This window comes from Providencia sp. PROV182 (assembly GCF_028480325.1).
Lineage (GTDB): Bacteria > Pseudomonadota > Gammaproteobacteria > Enterobacterales > Enterobacteriaceae > Providencia > Providencia hangzhouensis.
In genome coordinates, this window is sequence record NZ_JAMPOL010000015.1 from 95883 (window position 1) to 117882 (window position 22000).

19 protein-coding genes are annotated in these 22000 nt (G+C 42.3%); 2 read left to right on the top strand and 17 right to left on the bottom strand.

Annotation, left to right across the window (positions count from 1 at the left end):
• Positions 1 to 29: 29 nt before the first annotated feature.
• The 3 genes from PR834_RS14210 to PR834_RS14220 form a co-directional block, all read right to left on the bottom strand.
• Positions 30 to 608 carry a fimbrial protein gene (locus PR834_RS14210; protein ID WP_196725136.1) on the bottom strand — a complete coding sequence of 193 codons (579 nt, stop codon included), beginning with the start codon at positions 606 to 608 and terminating at the stop codon, positions 30 to 32.
• Between the two features lie 62 nt (positions 609 to 670).
• The gene (locus tag PR834_RS14215; protein ID WP_004261070.1) at positions 671 to 1258 is read right to left on the bottom strand and encodes a fimbrial protein; all 588 of its coding nucleotides are present in this window, start codon (positions 1256 to 1258) and stop codon (positions 671 to 673) included.
• A gap of 161 nt (positions 1259 to 1419) precedes the next feature.
• Positions 1420 to 1749, bottom strand: coding sequence for a helix-turn-helix domain-containing protein (locus PR834_RS14220; RefSeq protein WP_036958338.1), 330 nt, complete (start codon positions 1747 to 1749; stop codon positions 1420 to 1422).
• A gap of 621 nt (positions 1750 to 2370) precedes the next feature.
• Between PR834_RS14220 and PR834_RS14225 the strand changes: the two genes are divergently transcribed.
• Positions 2371 to 2991, top strand: coding sequence for a flavin reductase family protein (locus PR834_RS14225; RefSeq protein ID WP_272525485.1), 621 nt, complete (start codon positions 2371 to 2373; stop codon positions 2989 to 2991).
• 56 nt (positions 2992 to 3047) lie between these two features.
• On the opposite strand, the gene PR834_RS14230 is transcribed toward PR834_RS14225, so the two are convergent.
• The 11 genes from PR834_RS14230 to PR834_RS14280 form a co-directional block, all read right to left on the bottom strand.
• Positions 3048 to 3506, bottom strand: a complete 459-nt coding sequence (locus PR834_RS14230; protein ID WP_272536730.1) for an AAA family ATPase — start codon at positions 3504 to 3506, stop codon at positions 3048 to 3050.
• Positions 3507 to 3801: 295 nt separating this feature from the next.
• Positions 3802 to 5448 carry a Na+/H+ antiporter gene (locus tag PR834_RS14235; protein WP_036958339.1) on the bottom strand — a complete coding sequence of 549 codons (1647 nt, stop codon included), beginning with the start codon at positions 5446 to 5448 and terminating at the stop codon, positions 3802 to 3804.
• 267 nt (positions 5449 to 5715) lie between these two features.
• Entirely contained in the window at positions 5716 to 6264 is a 549-nt protein-coding gene (locus PR834_RS14240; RefSeq protein ID WP_004261083.1) for a MarR family winged helix-turn-helix transcriptional regulator, read from the bottom strand.
• A 79-nt stretch (positions 6265 to 6343) separates the two neighbouring features.
• Positions 6344 to 7099 (bottom strand): maleate cis-trans isomerase family protein, encoded by a 756-nt coding sequence (locus tag PR834_RS14245; protein ID WP_272525483.1) that lies wholly within the window; start codon positions 7097 to 7099, stop codon positions 6344 to 6346.
• Complete coding sequence (locus tag PR834_RS14250; protein ID WP_110592498.1) at positions 7096 to 8127, bottom strand: carbon-nitrogen hydrolase family protein; 1032 nt, start codon at positions 8125 to 8127, stop codon at positions 7096 to 7098. The genes PR834_RS14245 and PR834_RS14250 overlap by 4 nt, the downstream gene beginning before the upstream one ends.
• A 9-nt stretch (positions 8128 to 8136) precedes the next feature.
• Complete coding sequence (locus PR834_RS14255) at positions 8137 to 9048, bottom strand: fumarylacetoacetate hydrolase family protein (RefSeq protein WP_272536731.1); 912 nt, start codon at positions 9046 to 9048, stop codon at positions 8137 to 8139.
• Between the two features lie 100 nt (positions 9049 to 9148).
• Positions 9149 to 10276 (bottom strand): cupin domain-containing protein, encoded by a 1128-nt coding sequence (locus PR834_RS14260; protein ID WP_004261095.1) that lies wholly within the window; start codon positions 10274 to 10276, stop codon positions 9149 to 9151.
• 29 nt (positions 10277 to 10305) lie between these two features.
• On the bottom strand, positions 10306 to 12603 hold the full coding sequence (locus PR834_RS14265) for a bifunctional salicylyl-CoA 5-hydroxylase/oxidoreductase (RefSeq protein ID WP_272536732.1): 2298 nt from the start codon (positions 12601 to 12603) through the stop codon (positions 10306 to 10308).
• A 16-nt stretch (positions 12604 to 12619) separates the two neighbouring features.
• Entirely contained in the window at positions 12620 to 13042 is a 423-nt protein-coding gene (locus PR834_RS14270; protein WP_102139150.1) for an acyl-CoA thioesterase, read from the bottom strand.
• A 10-nt stretch (positions 13043 to 13052) separates the two neighbouring features.
• Positions 13053 to 14582 (bottom strand): indolepyruvate oxidoreductase subunit beta family protein, encoded by a 1530-nt coding sequence (locus PR834_RS14275; RefSeq protein WP_272536733.1) that lies wholly within the window; start codon positions 14580 to 14582, stop codon positions 13053 to 13055.
• Positions 14583 to 14591: 9 nt separating this feature from the next.
• The gene (locus PR834_RS14280) at positions 14592 to 16790 is read right to left on the bottom strand and encodes a thiamine pyrophosphate-dependent enzyme (protein WP_094961459.1); all 2199 of its coding nucleotides are present in this window, start codon (positions 16788 to 16790) and stop codon (positions 14592 to 14594) included.
• A 744-nt stretch (positions 16791 to 17534) separates the two neighbouring features.
• On the opposite strand from PR834_RS14280, the gene PR834_RS14285 reads away from it, so the two are divergent.
• Positions 17535 to 18542: an AraC family transcriptional regulator gene (locus PR834_RS14285; protein WP_036958341.1), complete on the top strand. Its 1008-nt coding sequence runs from the start codon at positions 17535 to 17537 to the stop codon at positions 18540 to 18542.
• A gap of 80 nt (positions 18543 to 18622) precedes the next feature.
• On the opposite strand, the gene PR834_RS14290 is transcribed toward PR834_RS14285, so the two are convergent.
• The 3 genes from PR834_RS14290 to PR834_RS14300 form a co-directional block, all read right to left on the bottom strand.
• The gene (locus tag PR834_RS14290) at positions 18623 to 19519 is read right to left on the bottom strand and encodes a SphA family protein (protein ID WP_136134386.1); all 897 of its coding nucleotides are present in this window, start codon (positions 19517 to 19519) and stop codon (positions 18623 to 18625) included.
• 70 nt (positions 19520 to 19589) lie between these two features.
• Complete coding sequence (locus PR834_RS14295) at positions 19590 to 21203, bottom strand: phytoene desaturase family protein (RefSeq protein WP_272536734.1); 1614 nt, start codon at positions 21201 to 21203, stop codon at positions 19590 to 19592.
• A gap of 3 nt (positions 21204 to 21206) precedes the next feature.
• Entirely contained in the window at positions 21207 to 21989 is a 783-nt protein-coding gene (locus PR834_RS14300; protein ID WP_140172601.1) for a cyclase family protein, read from the bottom strand.
• Between the last annotated feature and the right edge of the window lie 11 nt (positions 21990 to 22000).

Here is a 22000-nt window from a genome sequence, read left to right on the forward strand (position 1 = left end):
AGCTCATAAAAACATATTCTTCGTGCGTGTTATTGGTAATCGATGAAAAAGCGGATCAGCCCGTAATAACGGCCCGCTTGAATCGGCTGTCCGGTTAATTCCAAACGTAAGAAATAGCGAAGGAAAAGGCTGTATCCTGATTTATCTTGATACAACACATTGTCAGATAATGAATAAACCTTATTAGGCTGTAATCGTATTTTTGAATTGTCTAATACCGATACGCCTAGCCCTTCGGAAGCACCTTGTAGCGTAAAAGCATCAATATATTGCGCACGTTGGCCGACAAAGCGTATTTTCCATGTTTTTAGGTCAATGGTTGAATAAGCACTACCACAATCTTGTAGCTCAATAATAAAAGGCTGATCATGCATTTCTCTTTGCAAGCTATTTGACAAAAAAGCGAGAGCCAAAGAAGAAAAATCAATAGTTTGATAGCGATTTTTCAACGTTATTGAACACGGCGCATCGATAACACTGCCTTTAAGTAATGTTCTTGCATTGACGTTGTAGGACTTAATAATTTTGGGGTCTGCATATGAGTGAATACTAAAAATAAGCATTATCGACAAGACTATTATATTCATAACCCTTTGATAACTAACCATGCCCCCCCCTCTAGCGAATCAATATTTAACCACCAGTCAATTCTGGCGGTTAAACCATTTAGTTATTGATAGGTAATACGAAAGTTTGTTACTGCGCTGAACTTACCTTCCGATACACTTTTCGTTGTATCAACAGCTTTTGCTAACGCTTTGAAAGATAATACGTTATCTCCTTTTTTATTGATGATACGTGAAAGCACATCTTTAGCTTTTCCAAACTCAAATCCATCAATACCAATTCCTACATTATTGGTATTACCCGCAGAAGTAGAAAGTAAAGTATTTGCTGCATCCGCATAGCTTTGCCCTGTAAACACTAATTCCATTGATTTAACAGCAATAGGTTTTCCAGCTGTATCAATATCAAAGTCAGTGAAATCACACCCAGTAAATTCAATATTAAATTTCACCTCAGCCACGCGACCATTTTCCAATGCTCGACGAGATAACTGTCCAAAATCAATAACTTGCTTTAGTGAGGATTGCGCTATATTACAAGGAGTACTAACAACGACACCTTCGAAATCAACTGTACCTGTGTTGTCGGCAGCAGAATTTGTTGAAAAAATACCAGCTATTAATGCAGTAAAAATAAATAACCGAGATGATTTTGATAAATAGGGTGCAATATTTAATTTGGTAAATTGCATATATTTTTCCTTTCAATTAAAAAATTAAACTACAATAAATACGCCATTAAATATTCAATAGCGTAAATCTAATTTCGATATTTAATTCAATTAAAGAGGACATAAAACTAAGCATCACCATATGAGTGATTTTTTACTCCAACCGCATACCCAATTGAAAATTATCTTTTTTTTGATTCCCCATAATAGTAGAAAAGTGATCTTTCGATGAGATTAAAAAATTCATTTTGTATTCTTATATCTGCAATTTCATTCGAATGATTCACTAGGACTTTGAAAAAAAATTCTAGCCAATTTCTTTCTAATACGCCCAAAAGAGTATTTAATACTTCAACATTAATACCGGTTTCCCCTCTTTCATAACGAGAAACCTGTTGTTGACTTATTTTTAGTATTTTAGCTAGTTGGTACCCTGTTAATGATTTATCAATTCTGGCTTGTCTTAAAAATAACCCAACATCCCGACGTAATAACGCATTTGTTTTTATCATATTAATTCCAATGAATAAAACTCCCATTTGAAATTTTAAATGACTCGTTACGAACTTAAGAATCAGTTTTTTTTTACATCTAATAAAAATAGAGAATGATTTAATTTAAATATAGGTTTATTAATTAATTCTGTAAATACGTTTGTATCGATCGAACTTATATAATTTGATAGCTATTTCCTATTAAATTATATAACCCATGTAATATAACTTAGATGAACACACAATAAATATTAAAAATCAAAAGGTTAAAGACAAATAAATCAAGATAATAGCAAGGCGAATTAATTAAATATAAAAATATTAACATGCAGAAAATAACGAAATTAAAAGAATAAATTAAAGCTTATAATTAAAATAAATCAACCCACTGGATTTACACAAAAATAGAGTTAAGCAATAAAGTCAATACTAAAGCTCATAAATAAAATAAAGATAATCATCAATTACTATTTAATTTAATATTATTATATTAAGTTATATCCTCAAACGTTAATATAAGAAAAATTAAAAATAGAATATCCACTTACTGCATTCTTTATGCATTAATAGCATTTATTATTTAAATACCTAACACCTTGTTCAAATATCCGTTAAAGTAACGTTAAAAAGGACTCCAAAATGATAGCAAAGTTTTATAGTTACCAACCACAGCAGGGTCACGGGCTACCCCATGACCCTATCCCATCACTCATTGGTCCTAGACCTATTGGTTGGATATCAACCTGTGATAGTAAAGGTAGAACCAATCTAGCTCCTTATAGTTTTTTCAATATTTTCAATTATTCACCACCTATATTGGCCTTTTCGAGTGTTGGTAAAAAAGATTCAGTAACTAATGCCATCGAAACAGGGGAGTTTGTTTATAACCTTGCTACGCTTTCACTCGGTGAACACGTAAATATGAGTAGTGCCACACTCGCACATGGTGAAAGCGAATTTGTATTAACGGGGCTATCCCCCCTCCCTTCAACACTCGTTTCACCGCCTCGTATCGCTCAAACACCCGTTTCAATGGAATGTGTTGTCACGCAATATCAGCAACTTAAACGGGCAGATGGGCAACTATTGGATACTTGGATGGTAATGGGAGAAGTCGTCATGGTGCATATTGATGAATCAGCCTTGAATAATGGCTTATATGATTGTGCTAGCCAGAAACCACTATTGCGTGCTGGAGGGCCAGCTGATTACTATTGGATTGAACAGCAGCAAAACCTCAAAATGTATCGACCTAAGTGACCATAAATCTGAGTAATAAATCTCCTCCATAAGTTTATTACTCAGGTATGTTACCTTTATGGATAAAATTTACAGATTAACCGCTCGCTACTTGTTGGATAAGAAAAATGTGCCGTAATTAAATCAAACTGCGTTTCAGATGTTTGAAATGGGTTTTCCCCTGCTAAATTACGAGCAGCAAGCCTTGCCTTACACTCATCATTACTTACCTGCAATACATAAGATACATCAGATGATTGCGCCAAAGACATTAACCATTGCCGCTGTATTGGTGTGTTGGCAGGAAAATCCATCACGATATTATTCCCAGCCTGTATTAATTGCCTAATATGGTCTTCCAATACCTGTTTTACTAAAGCACTTTTTTCGACATAGTGAGCCAATTCATTAATTTCATTAGGATAAAGGGCGGTAAGCCATTCATCTTCACAGAGCAAAATAGTACGAGGGAGGTTAGCCAGTTGTTTCGCTAATGTCGATTTCCCAGAAGCGATTTTCCCACAAAGAAAATGCAAACGAGGTTGTTTTTTAATAATGGAGATGCTTCTGTTAAATTCATAAATAGTTCCTTACTGAAGAATTAACCAGATAAGGACAAAAAACCCGCCTTATCTGGCGGGTTTAGGATGTAGCTTATCCCCACCACTATGTGATGGTAATAATAATGCTTAAGCTTGCTACAACCTGTGACATATAAATTTCCTAAATTGAATTGTAACCAACCTATCAGAACTCAATACAAGCCGTCAAATTCAGTTGAATTACAATAACAAAAGACCTGAATAAATTCAGGTCTTTTGTTTTCGCTAATTAATGTTTACCATTTTTATGGTGATTCAGAGTTTCTTCTTTTAAATCAAGTTCATCACGTAAACGGTGATACACCCTTTCATTGATATTTTTACTTTTACGCATTTGATATAACGCGTCGCGTTTCGCTTTTAACGCCGACTTAGACATTTCGCGTTCCATATTAATCATCTTATGTAAATCATAGACATCTGACTCAGTTTCATCCGAATTATCGAGTCGTCTGCCATAAATTTCTAATAGTTGCGCCCCAACTTCAGTACGCATAGCAATTTCATCCATATCATCCGATGGGTGGTTCATTAATTCACGTAAATGTGCCATCGCGGCTTCATTTAAAGCTAAACGCGCTCGAATTTCGTCATTATCATAAGGTAAGTCTTGTACTAACCCTTTCGTTAAAATAGGCAGTGCGATACTGGCAATCAATAATGAGCATAAAATCACCCCCATCGCTAAGAAAATAGCCACGTCACGATTCGGGAATAATGAACCATCTGGCATCAATAAAGGTAACGTTAAAATACCCGCTAACGTAATCGCTCCGCGCACACCCGCTGTCGCCATTACTGCCATCATACGAATATGCATAACATCTGCTTCTTTACCGCGACGGCGTTTATGGAAGACGGTTAAAGTCATCGAGATCCACACCCAGCTAAACCGTAAAACTGCCAATGCCACGGTAATAATCGCCACATAAACAAACAGCATCCAAGGATGGCTCGCACCCGCGGCCTCTGCTACAGCAGGCATATTTGTCCACATACCCGGTAACTGTTCACCTAACAAAATGAAAATCATCCCGTTCAACGCAGTTTGTACCGTATCCCACACCGCTTTACTTTGCATACGTGTAGCAGCTTGCATGCGACCTGCAATTTTTTCATAGTGCATCGCAATACCAGCAACTACTGCCGCTAAAATACCGGAAACATGCAAATGTTCAGCTAATAAATAAGCCGTAAATGGCATCAGTAAGCTGATCATAATTTGAATTGCAGGTTCTTCCCCAGTACGCTTAACGAGCAGTTGGTTTAACCAGCCAATTGCCCAAGCCACCAGCAAACCAATTAAAATTCCGCCAAATGCCACTAATACAAATTGCCCAGCCGCTGAAGCAAGGGAAAATGTACCTGTTAACGCAGCGACCACTGCAAAACTAAAGCACACCAGACCCGTTGCATCATTCAACAATGACTCCCCTTCCAAAATATGCGCCATTCGAGATGGCAATGGGGAATTGACAGTCATGGCAGACACGGAAACGGGATCCGTTGGCGATAAAATGGCTGCTAACGCAAAGGCAACAGCTAAAGAAATGGCTGGGATTAACCAATGTATAAAGAAGCCCATACCAATCACTGTTACAACCACTAAACCTATGGCTAGCGACATTATCGGTTTAATTTCTTGAAATAAGGCTTCTTTAGGGATACGCCATCCATCAAGGAATAATAAAGGAGGAATAAATAAAAATAGAAATAGATGAGGCTCAAATTCAACTGTAAAACCGTATAAAGACAAGCCAGCCCCTAGTGCTATCTGGATCAGGGGTAATGGAATAATATCTTTGAGCAGTCGTGAAACAAAAACGCTCACAACAACGGCTAATAAAAAAACGAGTACAAGTGTCACTACTGACATTGATTGCTCCATGTTTAGCTAATCATTAATTATCAGTTATGAAGTAAATAGATAAAATGAATCAATGTAAAGTGGCAATTAATCAATCGATACAAAAATAATAAAATTAAGAAATAGCCTATCTATCATCAGGTTGCAAAAATTACCACTGACTTAAATGCCCCATAAGAAACTTATTTATCTATTTGATAAATAAATATTTAAACGCAATATCAATAATAAGTTATGTATTGCCATCAAAAATAGAACTAAACCATCATTAATCGACTATTTTGTTGTTTCTTTAGATAAATTTAGGCTACCTGATTTTTTTCTTTTTAGCTTTTTTTCATTATTTTTATCGGAAGTGCTTTTATCTGCGGTATTGGTGTTTTCTATACTATGCCGCTCAATTAATTCTTGTAGCACTTGCTTAAGAATCTTACTTTTACGTAGCCCCAAGGGAGCTAAAACAACTTCTTCGTGTTGCTGAGCTGCAATAAGTAAACCATCAACTAGTGACATTCCACTTGATGTCACACTGACAAGTGTTATGCGCTTATCACTACCATTATGGTTACTGTGGCGAACCACGTGCCCTTGCTGTTCTAGACGTTGTAGTACACGAGTAATTGTCGGTTGTTTACTGACTGTTTTTTGTGAGAGCTCTGTAATCCCCATCGAGCCATTACCTGCTAGTGTGGATAACACTCTCCACTCTAATATTGACAAACCTTTTTCTTCAACAATGGCATGAAACTCAGATGAAACCAACATCCAAGCCTGCCCCAATAGGGCAGGCAAATAATTATCAACAAAAACCTTTGAGTTTGCCATTCGCTCCCCTTGATAACATCTTGAATTATTGCATTTGATTACAACCCCTCAAGAGTAGCAGAAGTCGGCGATAATTCAGCTAAAACTTTCCACTTAGCAATGAACCAAACCCATCAACACGAGTTTCTAAACCCAACTTTTTTAACATCATATAGGTCGTCGCCACCGAAGAAGACAGTACAGGTAAACCAACTCGGTCTTCAATTAATTGTATTGAGGGTAGCGAAGGCATTTGCACACATGCAGAAGCCACAATTGCATCTACTTGGGTATTGAGTTTTTTCGTAATTTCCACTGGTGCGAATGGGTTTTGCCGGCCCACATCTAAATTATCTGGAATTTCCAATGAAATACTATCTACCACTTCAATGCCTTCACTTTCGATATAATCAATCACTAACTGCGTCAACGGCTTCATATAAGGCGTTAAAATAGACACTTTTTTAGCGCCCATTACATGTAAGCCGTCAACTAATGCCCCAGCGCTAGTCACTACAGGTGCTGGATGGCCGTTATCTACCGTACGTTGAAACAAACGTTTTTCTGAAATGCGATGATAACCTTTCCCCATGCTCATAATCGCAACTAAACAGGCATATCCCAGCACATCAACCGCAGCATCTGACAATTCAATAGCGCAGCGGTCACTATCGGAGTCCATTTTTGCCAGCTCCTCTTTGGTAACTTTTTGCATACGCATACGGCTTGAATGAAAGGTAAAGCGCTCCGCAAACAGAGCTTCTCTTGCCCGTAATATAGCCGGAATTTCTGTTTCCATCGTGGTATTTGATGACGGGACAATCTGCCCAATACGATATGTACGTGCTAAACTCATATCTCCCTCTCCCCAAATGACTCACCTGATTCTGGAAATACGTTTAAAGCTTCATCTTCTTGCCCATTACCGTGAAAACGTGCTGCCGTTAATGGCCGGCGGTTCACCTGTAAATCAAAGATATCAAAACGGTTATAATGCCCTGTAATATCATGCATTTGTCGTGGTTGAATACAGCGATTTAAATCAATTTCACCGTAAACAATCCCTTCTTTGTCAACCAATGGTTCGCCTACAACTCGTCCATCAGGCCCGATAATTCCTGAGAAAGCGCTATTTGGCCGAGCCAGTAACTCACGTGCTTCTGGGTGAGTTGCAGACATTGCATCCATAATCTCTTCTGACACTGTCGAACAGGAAACAATCGTAAAAACTTTGCCTTCGAAACAGTGGGCAGATGCGCGTAAACGAATCGCTTCGGCCATGTCATAGTCTTTTGGTGCAACGGGTAAGGCGATATAGCTCGCAATATGGACTAACTCGCCTTGCGCCAATAGAGCAAAACGCGCCAATGTATTGGTGTTTTCCCCACAGGCCAATGCCCCAAGAGGCCCAATACTGGTTTGATGAACTTTTAGTGAAGAGGCATCTCCATTTGCCCACGTCAGTTTTTCTGCCCATGTTGGGACTAATTTACGATGGCGCCCCAGAATTCTTCCTTCATCAGAAATCGTCACTAATGTATTATATAACGTAGCGATTCCATTAGGGTTCCGCTCATTCACACCAATTACAACATTGATGTGGTGGCGTGCGGCAGCTTGAGCAATTTTTTGTATTTCAGGCCCTGGGACTTCAATGGCAGATTTGCACAGTTTTTCAAACCATGGACTGCCATCTATCGGGTTCATCACCCAACTCCAATAAGGGTAACCAGAAATAAAAACCTCTGGAAATGCAACCAATTTCGCTCCGTTATCCGCCGCCTCTTCAATTAAACGACAAACTTTATCTACCGTAGCATTGGTATCGAGAAACACCGGAGCGGCTTGTACCGCAGCGGCTTTAAACGTCTGCAAATTAAGCATACTTCCCCCTTAAACGGCGACAACTGGATGGCGCAATTCACCAATATTCTCAACATATGCTTCAATCACATCCCCCGGCCAGACCCATTCTTGAGGTGTTCTTCCCGCCCCTACCCCTTCAGGAGTGCCTGTTGCAATAATGTCACCTGGTTCTAATGTGATCCCTTGGCTAATATCTTCAATCAATATATTCACATTAAATAGCATGTGGCGTGTATTTGAGGATTGTTTGGTTACACCATTCACCTTCAAGCTTAAATCTAAGGTATGGGGATCTGGAATCTCATCAGCAGTGACAATGCATGGCCCAAATGGTGCATAGGTATCTTGCCCTTTAGAATAAATCCATTGCCCAGCACGGCGGCAATCACGCGCACTCATATCAATCATCAAGCTGTAGCCAAACACATAATTAAGAGCATCTTTTGCCGCGACACTTTTCGCACGAGTGCCAATAATCACCGCCAACTCCACTTCCCAGTCTAATTGTTGGGTAATTTTGGCGTTATGTTCAATGGCATCTCCCGGCCCAATCACTGTGGTTGGGGGCTTAGAAAAGATAACGGGTTGTTTTGGAAGATCTTTTGAGGTGTCTAATGTACGGCTGGATTCCGCCACGTGTTCAACATAGTTTAAGCCAATACCAAAAATATTTTTACGTGGGCGAGGTATCGGCGCCAAAATTTTCACATTTTGTACAGGCCACGCAGTCCCTGCTGGGAATTGCTCTTGATATGTATTCAGAAGTTCTGTACCAACACGCACACCTTGTGGGCCTAAATCGATAAAGTCCAACATATTATCAGGCAAGTACAGCCCTTGCTCTTGTGCCAGAAGGGCTAAATCCACTACTTGTTGATTAACAACTGCTCCTAAACGGCCTGCCGCGGTCACATCAGAACGATAAGTTATTAAGCGCATTTTCTTTCTCCTTGAATGAGGTGATTGCCTCACTCACTTCTTCACGTAAATTGGAATAATAAAATTATTTATATTAATCAATAAGAAATATAATACTCACCTAGGTAACGACTTTCTGGTGACCGTCATTTTCTACTAGAGCCTCTTCATAATAGAGCCCCAAAGAGTGCATTACGGGTAAATCATTAAAGCAAAACAGACAAGCATCTTCGGTTTGTGAGGTATTCACATGTTCATGGAACATCCACGATGGCACACAGAAAATATCACGCTCTTGCCAATCAAAGCGTTGCCCATTGATCACGGAGTACCCTTGCCCTTTCGCTACTTGATAAATAAAACTTCCCGTATGGCGATGAGCTTTACCAACAAAGCCCGGACGCAGTAATTGCATACTCGCTCCAATGGTTGGCATCACAGGTCCTCCTGTGAGCGGGTTAGTGTAGTGCATCAAAACATCATCAAATACTGAGCCATCCGCTGCCTTCGCTGCACGGCACAACGCCTCGTAGGTTGGCCCCCATTGGTATTTAAATAATGGTGAATAAGGTTTATCCCAGCCGATATCGTGAGGACGTAATGCGGTTCCTCCCCACATACCAACGGGGTAATCGATAGGTCGTGTTTGTGCTTGATGTAAGTCAGGATGCACTTTGTAAAACCCAGCTTCCATGGCATTGACTAACGGGATATCTAATCCATCTTGCCAGATACAAGGTAAACCATCTTCCGCAACGCCGTGTTCATGCCATGTCCCATTCGGCGTCAGTACAAAGTCATTAGCTTCTAGCATCATTTTTTGCCCTTCGACAATGGTATATGCCCCACGCCCTTCCATAATAAAACGCAATGCGGAGGATGAGTGGGCATGAGCCGAAGCGGCTTCTCCTGGATGCATGACTTGTAAACCTGAGTACAGCCAACCTACTGCAGCAGCCACTTCTTGGCGGCCGGGATTATTCAGATAGATTACGCGACGCCCCGCTTTTTCTGGTGTCACCAGTTCAACTGAGCGCAACACATGTTCGCGTAAATCACGGTAGCGCCACAACACAGGAACTGAGCTTGATTTGGGTTGCCACGGTTCAATCTTGTTTGCGACCGTCCATAATGCACCTGTCTTCAACGCATCTAGTTCTTGGTAATACGCCACTAGCTCAGGGGTATCTGCCACATCGGCACGCCCTGCCACATTTTCTCGGTATTGGTCATGGGAGTGTGTACTCATGCTATTTTCCTCTTTGTTTGCCAAAGCCTTTAACGCGACTTCAAGGATTGAACGAGTTGCTGACGCCCATATTCATACGGTGCCGGCCAACGAGTTTCCCACCCATAACGCGCACATTCATGTAAGACCCATGCAGGGTCAGAAAGTAATGGCCGAGATAAAGCACATAAATCCGCCCGCCCAGCGGCAATAATGCTGTTGACTTGGTCAGCATCAGTAATAGCACCTACGGCAATAACCGGTATTCCAGCTTCATTACGAATACGGTCTGCCATTGGTGTTTGGTACATCCGACCATAGACCGGTTGCTGTTGCGGTGACACTTCACCTGAAGAGCAGTCAATCATATCTGCGCCCGCTTGCTTCATTGCACGGCCAATTTCCACCGCGTCATCAACCGTAGTCCCGCCATCCACCCAATCCGTCGATGAAATACGTACACTCAAAGGTTTTGACCACACCTGACGCACAGCACTAATGACAGCTAACGGAAAACGTAAGCGATTTTCTAACGTTCCACCGTAGTTATCTGTACGCTGATTAGTTAATGGAGAAATAAAGCTCGACAGCAAATAACCGTGCCCTGCTTGCAGTTCAAGCCAGTCAAAACCAGCCGTTTCTGCTCGTTTTGCTGCCGCAACAAATTGGTCAATCACCGTAGTCATTTGTGCCTCGGATAGCTCTACCGGAGTTTGTGAGATATTCGGTAAATAAGGCAACGCTGAAGCAGAAACTAACGGCCAGTTATCTGCATCTATTGGGTGATTTTCTTTCTCCCACCCTCGCTGAGTTGAACCACGGCGCCCTGCATGGCCTAATTGAATGCCAATTTTGGCATCCGTTTTTTGATGAATAAAATCAGTCACACGTTGCCAAGCAGTAACTTGCTCGTCATTCCAAATACCGACACAGCCTTTTGTCACACGGGCATCGGGGGCTATAGCCGTCATTTCAGTCATCACTAGACCCACACCACCTAATGCGCGGCTTCCCAGATGTACCAAATGAAAATCATCGGGTATACCCTGATTAGCGCAATACAACAATGTTGGTGACGCGACCACGCGGTTATTAAGAGTGATACCTCGTACATGATAAGGTGTCAGCATAGGGGGCACTTTTGCCTTTGAAATCACACCTGTTTGTTCCGCAAACCACTGCTCATAGTTTTCCAACCATACAGCATCACGCACGCGCAAATTTTCATGAGATATACGCTGTGAACGCGTTAAGAGAGAGTAGGCAAATTGCTCTGGCGCTAAATTTTCATAACGACAGACATTTTCAAACCATTCTGTCGAATTGCGTGCCGCATTCTGAATTTTCAGTACTTCGACACTGCGAACCTTCTGGTAATGCACAAGCCCTTTACGTAAATCACCCCCTGAAGTTTTCAAGCTTTCACACAGCTCAATAGCATCTTCTAGTGCTAATTTAGTCCCAGAACCAATAGAGAAATGGGCGGTATGTGCCGCGTCACCCATTAAGACCACAGGAACGTCTTTACCTTGAGTGGGCTGCGTCCAATGCACCCAATTTCCACAAATGACCCGAGGAAAGCGGATCCAAATTGCGGCACCACGTAAATGCGCTGCGTTAGCAATCAGTTTTTCACCATCAAGCCACGGCGCAAATAGTTTTTCACAATAAGCGATGCCATCCTCTTGAGACATTTGGTCAATACCGGCTTTAAGCCAAGTTTCTTCCGTCGTCTCCACAATAAAGGTCGATAACCCTTCTTGAAATTGGTAGGCATGAACTTGAAACCATCCATGCTCATTTTTGGCGAATAAGAAGGTAAAGGCGTCAAAAATCTTCTTTGTACCTAGCCAAACAAAACGGCAACGACGTGGGTCAATATCTGGTTTAAATACGTTTTCATAACGCGTACGCACCGTACTATTAATGCCATCAGAGGCGATAAGCAAATCAGCTTGGTACTCGCGAGCAATCGCTTGGTCATCCGTTACTTGGGTTTCGAACACTAACTCCACACCCAACTCCACACAGCGGTCTTGTAATATATTGAGTAACTTTTTACGCCCAATGCCGATAAACCCATGACCACCGCTGCGGTTACATACACCTTTAAAGTGCACATCGATATCATCCCAGTGACTAAATTCTGCAGAAATCGTTTTGGCAGAAACTGGGTCCGCTTGGCGCAAATTACTGAGCGTGGCATCAGAAAATACCACTCCCCAGCCAAAAGTGTCATAAGGACGATTACGTTCCACCACCACTACACGGTTCTTTGGGTTCTGTAGTTTCATCAGCAACCCGAAATAAAGCCCTGCGGGACCACCGCCAATACACACAATATTCATGGAACTTCTCCTTTACTTACACTGGTTGCTGAGCGGTTAATGCCTGATACAAGGCGTCTGGAATGGGGATGGCTTGATGCGTTTCTAATGACGTCGTGACATAAGTTTGCGTCACTTGCATGCGCAGTACTCCATCAACACCGACACAGCGTTGATGTAACGTCAGAGACTTGCGACCAATACGCTGTACATGTAGCTCTAACATCACGTTATCCCCCATTTTGCTAATGGCCTTGAACTCCGCTTCTAGGTGTACTGTCGGCAATCCAAAGCGTTGTTCCATGATGTAACCTGCAAAGCCTTGAGGGACTAATTCATCAACCCAACGTTCAAGTAAATTATTAAACATCACGAAATACTGGGGGTAAAACACAATCCCTGCGGGGTCACACTCTGAAAAATGAATTTTATGTGGCTTAGTAAATGTCAGTAAACTCATGATGTTATCCTTAATTCATAGCTAAACGTTGACGGCATTTTTCCAATTCTTTCCCATGTTCATCAGCCAATGCGGCTTCACGCAGTTCACGTAAATTAATGGGGGTGAGTTTGTTCCCTTGCTGCGCAACGATGTCCATTAAGATTTTAAAATTACGCAACCCTCTCGCATGAGTGTCGCTATACCCCTTAACCACGCGTTGACATTCGGTAATTTCGGTTGCAAGTGCAGGGTTAGCTTTCGCTGCTTTAATTACAGCAGCTAACCACTTTTCAATGCGCTGCGTTTCTAGTTGATAACGTAACGTCGAACGTCGGCCTTTTCGCCATGCGGCTAATAGATACAACTGTAAAAAACCTAATAAAGAACTGGTAGTGATCGTGCGCCCCTTTTCGGTCATTTTGCGAAGCGCTTTGTGTAACCAATGTGGACGCATTAACCAACGACCTAAATTTTTGGGAAGCGTTTCGCAAATTTCTTCAATTCTTGGATGCATAAATTCATTGATCTCCAATAATTGATTATCTTTTGCCTGTACTTCATTGCGAACGCGAGAAAAGCGGCTATCACGAATTTTAAGGTCAGCCACTCGGATGGTGTCTTCATAGGACATCCAAAGGGCTAAGTGGCGCGCAAGCGCACGTTGCAAACGCTCATCTTGCCCGCCATCTTGCGCAAAGAGGTTATTGAGGCGATCCAAATATAAAGTGGCATAGGCAGGGTCTTGGTAGTCTATAAGTCGGCGAGTCCCTTCAGTCACGAGATACTGCACATGAGGAGAGAATTCATGTTGGATACGAGCTAATAGTTGCGATACCTGCTTATTTTTTAGTGAATATACAGTGTTCTTTGTGGACTCCGGCCGATATGCATCTTCGGGTTTAGTCGCTTTTTCTGCCCCTAATGTAAAAGCTCGCAAACTTGGTTTTACGCCAACGCCCCCACGTACAATCGTTTCTTCAAATTGTGCGCGGCTAAATGGTAAAACACCGGAACCAAACAGCGCACCAAATAAAACAGCACTAATCACACTGCCACTTTCTTGTGCTGCTTGTGCCATATCAAAGTGAATAAACTGACGCGCAGATGCCGCAGTGTGGCGAATTAATGCTTGGCTATCGACTCGCCCATCACCCATGGCTGATTTTTCCGCGATAGAGTAAACACGGTGTGTTGAACTGATCAATGTTGTGCGCTCTGGGGTAACAAAGCCGCGCTGTACTGCTCTGCCTGCTTCCATTAATTCAGAGGCCAAAACAACATCAACATCACCGGGCATCGGCATAAGCGCTAATACAGGAGAAGGCGTTTGTGGGTTATCAGCACCTGGGAATAATTCCACATAATAAATTGTTGCCCCCGTGCGCTGTGCCACGCCAGGCACTGAAGTCGTTTGAGCAAAATAACCGTTTTCTTCACTTAGGTTGACAACCCAGTCGGCAAGTACTCCACCGCCTTCGCCGCCCATGGCTAAAATGGCAATTTTAATCGGCTGTAATGCGACTTTTGTTGATGGTAATGCAGTTGATAAAGAATTCATGCATCCCCCTTAGAAACTAAATTGTTCACGACGACGTGCGTCACGACGCTGTAAATAGCCAATAAACCAACCGCGTACACGATGGCGCAATTTGTCCCAACCATTAGGGTTAGTAATAATTTGAGCTTTAAAAAAAGAAGGGCACAAGACAGCAGCGTGAGAGACTTCACCACATAGCCCACAACCGACACAGCTATCCATCACTGTTGCAACCGGGTCTGTTCTTAATGGGTCTTGGCTTGGTTTAATTGATAAAGACGGGCAACCAGATAAACGAATACAAGAGTGATCACCCGTACAGGTATCAGGGTCGACACCAAAACGCTCACGTACCACTCGTTTGCCTGCGGCAACATCACTACGCACTTTTTTCTTTTCGCGGCGTTGTTTGTTCAACATACATTCGCTTTGCGCAATCAGAACCTTGGGCCCTTGCTCATCGGTTGTTAAAGCTTCACGTAACGTATTTGTCATGGTTTTTAAGTCATAGGTGTGTTTAATGGTTTTCACCCAATTAACACCCACCCCTTTCACCGCTTTTTCAATTTCATGACCAGTACTACGGGTTGGATTCAACGCTGTCGAAGAGAGAATATCTTGCCCTCCTGTCGCAGAGGTATAGCTGTTATCAACCACAATAGTTAAGTTATCGCTACGGTTAAAAACACTATTGGCAATACCACTGGTTAAACCGTTATGCCAGAACCCCCCATCTCCCATCACTGAAATCGCGCGTTTCCCAGCCTTTGCATTCAAAGCCGCAGCCCCTGCGCCTCCTAGCCCATAGCCCATGGTGGTATTCCCCAAATTAAAGGGCGGTAGAATAGAAAATAAATGACAGCCGATATCCGCACTCACATGATGTTCGCCTAATTCACGCTCCACCAACTTCATCGCAGTAAAAATAGGCCTTTCGGGGCAACCTGTGCAAAACCCTGGTGGGCGCGCATGGACAGATTCATCTAATGTTGGCTCTGCTGCATTCACGTATTCAGGTAAAGATTCTTCAGATTTTTGAGTGGCAATATTAATCGTTGGAATACGAATCTGTTTTGCAGCCGCTTTGACTTGTGGAGCTATCTTTCCATAGCATTCAAAAAACGAACGTAAACCCGCAAGCACTGTTGCAGTATTATATTCCCCCGCCATTGGCAGCATATCCTTACCATGCAGGGCAATATCAATCTTGCGTTGACGCAAAATATTCGCCACATTTTGCTCAACAAAATTTGGCTGGCCTTCTTCCAAAACTAGAATGGCTTTTTTATGACGACAAAAGCGTTCAAATTCATCGTCAATCAATGGATAAGCCACATTCATCACATATAAAGGAATTTGGCTATTACCAAAAACATCCGCTAGCCCTAGCTGATTTAATGCGCGGATCAGCGTGTTGTAACAACCGCCTTGTAGCGCAATTCCAACATCATCCGAGTCTTCTGAAAAAAATTCATTTAACTCATGTTGTTGAATAAATTTAATTGCAGCGGGCCAGCGAGCTTCAATTTTTTCTTTTTCATGTAAGAAACTAGCAGGGGGTAATACTATGCGACTGACGTCTCGAGTTGGGTTCTCAAGCGCATCTTTGACGGTAAATTTAGGGCGCTGATTATCTGCGCAAACAAATTGCCCGTGAACGTGACAAGAACGAATACGCATTTGTAACATAACGGGTGTATTACTGGCTTCAGAGAGCTCAAAACCATCTTTCACGGCTTGAACGATAGACGGTAAATTGGGCCGAGGGTCAAGCAACCACATCTGCGATTTCATCGCAAAAGCATGGCTACGCTCTTGCATAATAGAAGAGCCCTCACCATAGTCTTCACCAACAATAATTAAAGCACCACCTAACACACCACCCGAAGCTAAGTTAGCTAAGGCATCAGATGCGACATTCGTCCCCACTGTTGCTTTAAAAGTCACAGCTCCACGTAGTGGATAATTAACTGAGGCTGCTAAGGTTGCCGCTGCAGTTGCTTCACTTGCGCTATTTTCAAAGCGAATACCATATTCAGATAAAATATCTTGTGCGTCAGCAAGGACATCCATCAAATGGGAGATAGGAGCACCTTGATATCCCGCAACATAAGATACACCCGACTCTAATAGCGCTTTTGTAACAGCAAGGATCCCTTCACCACTGAAGGTTTCACCTTGCCCTTGCCGTAATTTTTGAACTTCTTGTACAAACGATCGCTCAGCCATTTTAACCTCACCAATCAACATCAGAACGTTTTTATCTTTTTTGTGTTTATTATTTGTATATCTTTTGTTAATAACAGGTCAATCCATGATTAATCATGTAAATTAGATTTATGCAGAGAGTGGATAAGGCTTGCAGATAAGGGACAAATAGTGAGTTAAAACAACTAGAAAATTAGTTTTTCCGCCAAATAGCGTAGAAAAAAAAGATCAATAAAATAAATAAAAAATACTGAATAGCATGTTTAAATAGAAAATAGGCCTCACAAAAGCAAACAAATCAGAAAAAAACATCGCCATAAAACAATTAATTAGAGAATTACATTAATTAAATAAGAAAAAGATAGGTAAACATAAAATTTAATATGAAAAATCATATATATTTTACTGTTATTGAAATAAAAATAACTTTATTTTTTATATTGTTATCGCTATCACAACAACCGCATAGTTTCTATTTTTTTGCAGTTTTAGGATAGTTTCTGCATGTTTTTATCTAGGTAAGAAAATTTGTTTATGTTATGTTCAACTCATGACTAGTTAAAAAATAGTCAATAAAATGTTAACAAAAAGGAAGGCTTCATTTGACTTAAATGGAAAGCATTCCTCCCTAATATAATAAGTCATTGCAAAATATTATAATAAATTGAATTTACTGAGAAAAACACATAACAAGCAATATTAGTCGGGCCCTATTTTGGTTATTCTATAAAGCAGGGCTGGCAAATCATTTTGGAGGAACCTCCGATGTTGAGCAACTCGTGGTCCCATTCATCTGCATCTCAGATTGAAAATCAGCTCTGTTCTTCAGAGCGTTTATTATTTACCTCAGCTGACCCTGAAGAGATTAAATCGATGGTTGGTCGAGTCATGAAGCCACATCAATTTAACTTACTTAATCCACATCAACGCCTTGATGCTCGTATGCACTATATTCCTATGGGGGATATTTCTCTAAGCCGCTTACGCTATGGTGCCGATGTCTCCATTATTCCAGGGCAACTACAGGACTTTTTTTTGGTTCAAATGCCTCTATCAGGTACAGCAGTCATCGAAAGTGGTGGAAAATGTATTGAATCAACTCCTCAGATGGCCTCACTTCTTAGCCCTGAAGAATCAACAATAATGCGTTGGAATAGCGATAACGATCAATTTATGTTACGCATTTCCCGTTCTTTACTCGAAAGATCCTTAGTAGGCCAACTAGGGCATACTTTAGATAAACCGTTAGTTTTTGAGTTGGGTTTTGCTTGGCAATCTTGCATTGCATGGCGCACTTTGATGAATTACCTGATTGAATGCGCAACTCGCGCGCCCGATCTCTTACAACATAAATTGATCACGACTCAAGTTGAACAATTGGTTTCTGTCACTTTACTTTCTACCCAAGGCCATAATTATATCGAAGACTCAGGCATGCGAAGGTCAACAATTCGTCCTCGTCACGTACGCAGAGTGCAAGAATATTTAGAAGCTCACGCCCATGAACCTATCACTGTTGAGCAGCTAGCTCATATTGCAGGCGTCAGCTTACGCAGTTTATATGCTGGTTTTAAAGAGTTCTTAGATATCAGCCCAATGCAGTATTTACGTGATTTACGGATGGAACGAGTTCGAGCAGAGCTCCTTTCAGGGGAAGCAACTAGCGTCACTGGGGTAGCTTTACGTTGGGGATTTGCCCATATGGGTCGCTTTAGTGCAGATTACAAACAACGCTATGGTGAAACTCCAAGTCAGAGTATGAAAAAAGCCTAAATTCCCAATCATCACTTTCTTAGAAATACCCCCCATATTGTTATGTAATACCAATATGGGGTTTTGATATACAAACGTGTTTAAAAAGGTATCGATGCCTTCAAATAAATTTGGGAACCTTCTGGACGGTTTCTGACTTCAAAATCCTTTTCCCATTTAGCAGTAAATAGCCACCCTTGCGGGTTAGCATAGCGAATTGAAGGCCCAATAGAATAGGCTCGAGCTTTTCCTTGAGCTGAATTTGGTCCGCTATCATCTGTCGTTTGCCAAAATGCATAGCCCCCAATACCTGCCACCCAACCATTGCCGAACCCCCAACCTAGTGCATAATCAGCGTGAAATGCTTGCCCTGAACGTGTTTTCGTATCGTTATTGCGGAAGTTAAAGTCATACATCATCTTCAAATCCGCATTTACACCAACAGGTGGAATATAACTGATTGCCCAAACTGGTTGCAGCGCCCAATAATTCTTACCTAAACTTGATGGGTCTGTTTTGCTGTATTTACCTGTTGGAGCATACGCATCTAGCCCAACCACATAATGCAAATCGGCTGATGGATGAAACCCTAATGCGGGGCCAAATGTAATATCACCGAGGCCGCGGCTGGTATCTTTTTGCCCCGCCGCTTTTGCAGTCACATCCAATAGTGGCACAATCGTATGAAAAGCCAGATCACCACCAAAGACTTTTTGGTCAGTTACCCAAATAAGTCGAGGAGCGAGTACGTTCACATTGACGCTAAACCCCGGAACAGGGATCTTATCGCCTTTGTTATCGCGAATACTGTCATAATGTGCATTTCCACCATACACCAGTACATGTACCCCTTGCGGTGGCAATGCACCTGACATAAAGTTTTCTAGCCCATCGGGGTATACCCCTAAACCGCCACCTTCGGTGGCAATCGCACCAAACGAAAGTATGCTGAGACACGAACCTGCTACAAGCTTACCGATTGTTGTTTTTTTCATCATGTTTCCTGCCATAGTGGGTTGCTTACTGTGTGTGCTTTACCTGTTAAGTCACAAATCCTTTGCTGATTTATTATGTCCTGCGTTTGACTGCTAATTTTTGTGCAACAAGGTAACCTGAACCACCACCTAAACCCGGACCGGGGTGGGTTGAGGCGCCAATATGAAAAAGGTTTTTGACTGCGGTTTGATGCGTTTTCGTCTGGCCAGTCGCAGCAAAAGGCCGCAACCAGAAGAACTGATCAGGTGAACAAGTTCCTGAATAAGGGTCACCACCAACAAGGTTACAGTTATAATTTTCTAGGTCGGCGGGAGAAATTGCCTTGCGTCCCACTATCAAATTAGAAAAGCCTGGCATTACCAGCTCTAAACGCTGTTGAATTCGATCTGCAACAGCCTCTCGCACTTGCTCATCCCAACCCCCGTCATCCGGTACTGAAATTTCACCAGCAGAATCCCCCTTTAACACTCGAGGCAACTCTTGCATTTGGATCCATAAGATCCACCCTCCTTCTGGGGCTCGACTGGGATCGAGCGCGGTAGGTTGGCCAATACCAAATGTCGGTTTATCTGGTAAATAACCATTATTTGCCTGTGTCACCGATAAACACACTTGCTCCATGCTTTCAGTGAAATGAACCAGTGGTACATTTAACAGTTCAGGATTACACCAAGGGGGAGGGGCGCTTAAAGCAAAATGAATTTGCATACCCGCACGCCCATAACGGTAACCTCTCGCTTTTTCCCTCACTTGCAGTGAAGTATTTTCGAGTAATGACCCATACAGCTGCGTTGGGGTAACGTTACAAACTACGCTTTCAGACGCAGCAATGATTTGCCCATTCGCCATCACTCCTGTTGCTCGTTGGTTTCTCCCCTCACCTATAGTGATGATTTTTTCAACATTCATACCCGTTTTTAGCTGGCCACCATGCGCTTCAATAACCTTCGCAAAAGCCTCCACGATACGAGCACTGCCACCTTTCACCACTGGCATACCACCAGCCACCACCGCCGCAAAGGTTAATTTCCCAATTAATGCAGAACTGGCTTCATCCGGCCCAAGTCCGGTATGTAATACCCATGGCGCCATCAAAGCTCGGCTAAAGTCGTGCTGTAATTCACGTTCTGACCAACGGCGAAAGCTTTCTATTCCTGCTTTTGCAAAATCAAGCAAGCCATCGACTCCACGTTTTCGCCATTCTGAAAATAATAATTTCAGCATATTGGCGCTATATGGGTTTTGCCCTAATAGGCCAAATGTAAGCGCTGCATCTTGCGTAAATAGCTGTTCCGCCATCTTACGAAATGCAAGGCCATCCCCCGGAGCCAACTGGTCGAGTTGCTTAGCCGCTTCAGAAATATCCCGTTTTAACGCAATCGATTGACCATCCGGTTGCACTAACCCCGTTGAATAATCACATTGAGCAAATTCTAATCCATACTGCTTTAAATAGGGTTCGAGCTCTTGGTACCCAGGGCTACCAACAAATAAGGAGTACCAGCAAGAAAGTAAATCGTGGGTATAGCCCTCAAACAAATTCTCAGTGCGGATACAGCCCCCTAAGCGGTCATTTCGCTCAAGAACGAGGACGGATTTTCCACGTACTGCCAACAAGGCTGCACACATCAAGGAATTCATTCCACTGCCCACGACTATCACTTGAGGAGTTGAGCTTGCTGTCATACCTCACCCCACAAGTGCGAGTACACGTAATGGGCTGCCAGAACCACCTTCAATTTTAAGTGGCGCAGCAACAATCACGACACCTGTCGCAGGCAGTTTGTCGAGGTTCATTAAACATTGCAGGCCATATTTATTGTGACCATGCATTAAAGTATGGCAAGGGTAAGGTACTGGCCAACTGTATGATTGCCCTGCATCTGTATTGATGGTTTCAACACCAAACCCTTTGACATCACGCTGATGAATAAGCCATTCCACCGCTTCTTGCGATGGTCCGGGCGTGTGTGCACCATCTTCACGCATACTTACATAGGCAACCGGGTCATTCGCCTTTTTCGACCAATCCGTTCTGAAAAGTACCCAAGCTGCTTTAGGAATTGTGCCGTGCTTTTCTTCCCATTTTTGCAAAAACTCTACAGTTAACACCCAATCAGGGTTTTGAGCCACTTCCGCACTGGCATCTACCACAACGGCTGGCGCTACAAAGTTTTCCACTGGAATAGTATCAACGGTGTTGTTGATTTGGTCTTTGCCACTGATCCAGTGAATTGGTGCATCAAAATGCGTGCCGGTATGTTCTCCGCAACTAAAATTATTCCAATACCATGCAGGGCCGTTATCGTCGTAGCGAGAAATTTGTTCCATGCTAAATGACCAAACTTGCCCAAATTGTTCAGGTAATTGCAGTGCCGGAAATGAAGGCGATAAGGTTTGTGTCAGGTCGATAACTTGGATGTTCCCTTGCTGCAATTGTGTCGCGAATGTCATTAAAATTTGCTGGTTCATAGTCACTCCCT

Excerpts from the sequence above, each read along its gene's own strand:
- PR834_RS14265 (WP_272536732.1), bottom strand. The coding sequence starts at position 12,603 with ATGAATATTGTGTGTATTGGCGGTGGTCCCGCAGGGCTTTATTTCGGG.
- PR834_RS14290 (WP_136134386.1), bottom strand. The coding sequence starts at position 19,519 with ATGATGAAAAAAACAACAATCGGTAAGCTTGTAGCAGGTTCGTGTCTC.
- PR834_RS14260 (WP_004261095.1), bottom strand. The coding sequence starts at position 10,276 with ATGAGTACACACTCCCATGACCAATACCGAGAAAATGTGGCAGGGCGT.
- PR834_RS14280 (WP_094961459.1), bottom strand. The coding sequence starts at position 16,790 with ATGGCTGAGCGATCGTTTGTACAAGAAGTTCAAAAATTACGGCAAGGG.
- PR834_RS14210 (WP_196725136.1), bottom strand. The coding sequence starts at position 608 with ATGGTTAGTTATCAAAGGGTTATGAATATAATAGTCTTGTCGATAATG.
- PR834_RS14255 (WP_272536731.1), bottom strand. The coding sequence starts at position 9,048 with ATGCGCTTAATAACTTATCGTTCTGATGTGACCGCGGCAGGCCGTTTA.
- PR834_RS14275 (WP_272536733.1), bottom strand. The coding sequence starts at position 14,582 with ATGAATTCTTTATCAACTGCATTACCATCAACAAAAGTCGCATTACAG.
- PR834_RS14225 (WP_272525485.1), top strand. The coding sequence starts at position 2,371 with ATGATAGCAAAGTTTTATAGTTACCAACCACAGCAGGGTCACGGGCTA.
- PR834_RS14245 (WP_272525483.1), bottom strand. The coding sequence starts at position 7,099 with ATGAGTTTAGCACGTACATATCGTATTGGGCAGATTGTCCCGTCATCA.
- PR834_RS14220 (WP_036958338.1), bottom strand. The coding sequence starts at position 1,749 with ATGATAAAAACAAATGCGTTATTACGTCGGGATGTTGGGTTATTTTTA.
- PR834_RS14240 (WP_004261083.1), bottom strand. The coding sequence starts at position 6,264 with ATGGCAAACTCAAAGGTTTTTGTTGATAATTATTTGCCTGCCCTATTG.
- PR834_RS14295 (WP_272536734.1), bottom strand. The coding sequence starts at position 21,203 with ATGACAGCAAGCTCAACTCCTCAAGTGATAGTCGTGGGCAGTGGAATG.
- PR834_RS14285 (WP_036958341.1), top strand. The coding sequence starts at position 17,535 with ATGTTGAGCAACTCGTGGTCCCATTCATCTGCATCTCAGATTGAAAAT.
- PR834_RS14270 (WP_102139150.1), bottom strand. The coding sequence starts at position 13,042 with ATGAGTTTACTGACATTTACTAAGCCACATAAAATTCATTTTTCAGAG.
- PR834_RS14235 (WP_036958339.1), bottom strand. The coding sequence starts at position 5,448 with ATGTCAGTAGTGACACTTGTACTCGTTTTTTTATTAGCCGTTGTTGTG.
- PR834_RS14250 (WP_110592498.1), bottom strand. The coding sequence starts at position 8,127 with ATGCTTAATTTGCAGACGTTTAAAGCCGCTGCGGTACAAGCCGCTCCG.
- PR834_RS14300 (WP_140172601.1), bottom strand. The coding sequence starts at position 21,989 with ATGAACCAGCAAATTTTAATGACATTCGCGACACAATTGCAGCAAGGG.
- PR834_RS14215 (WP_004261070.1), bottom strand. The coding sequence starts at position 1,258 with ATGCAATTTACCAAATTAAATATTGCACCCTATTTATCAAAATCATCT.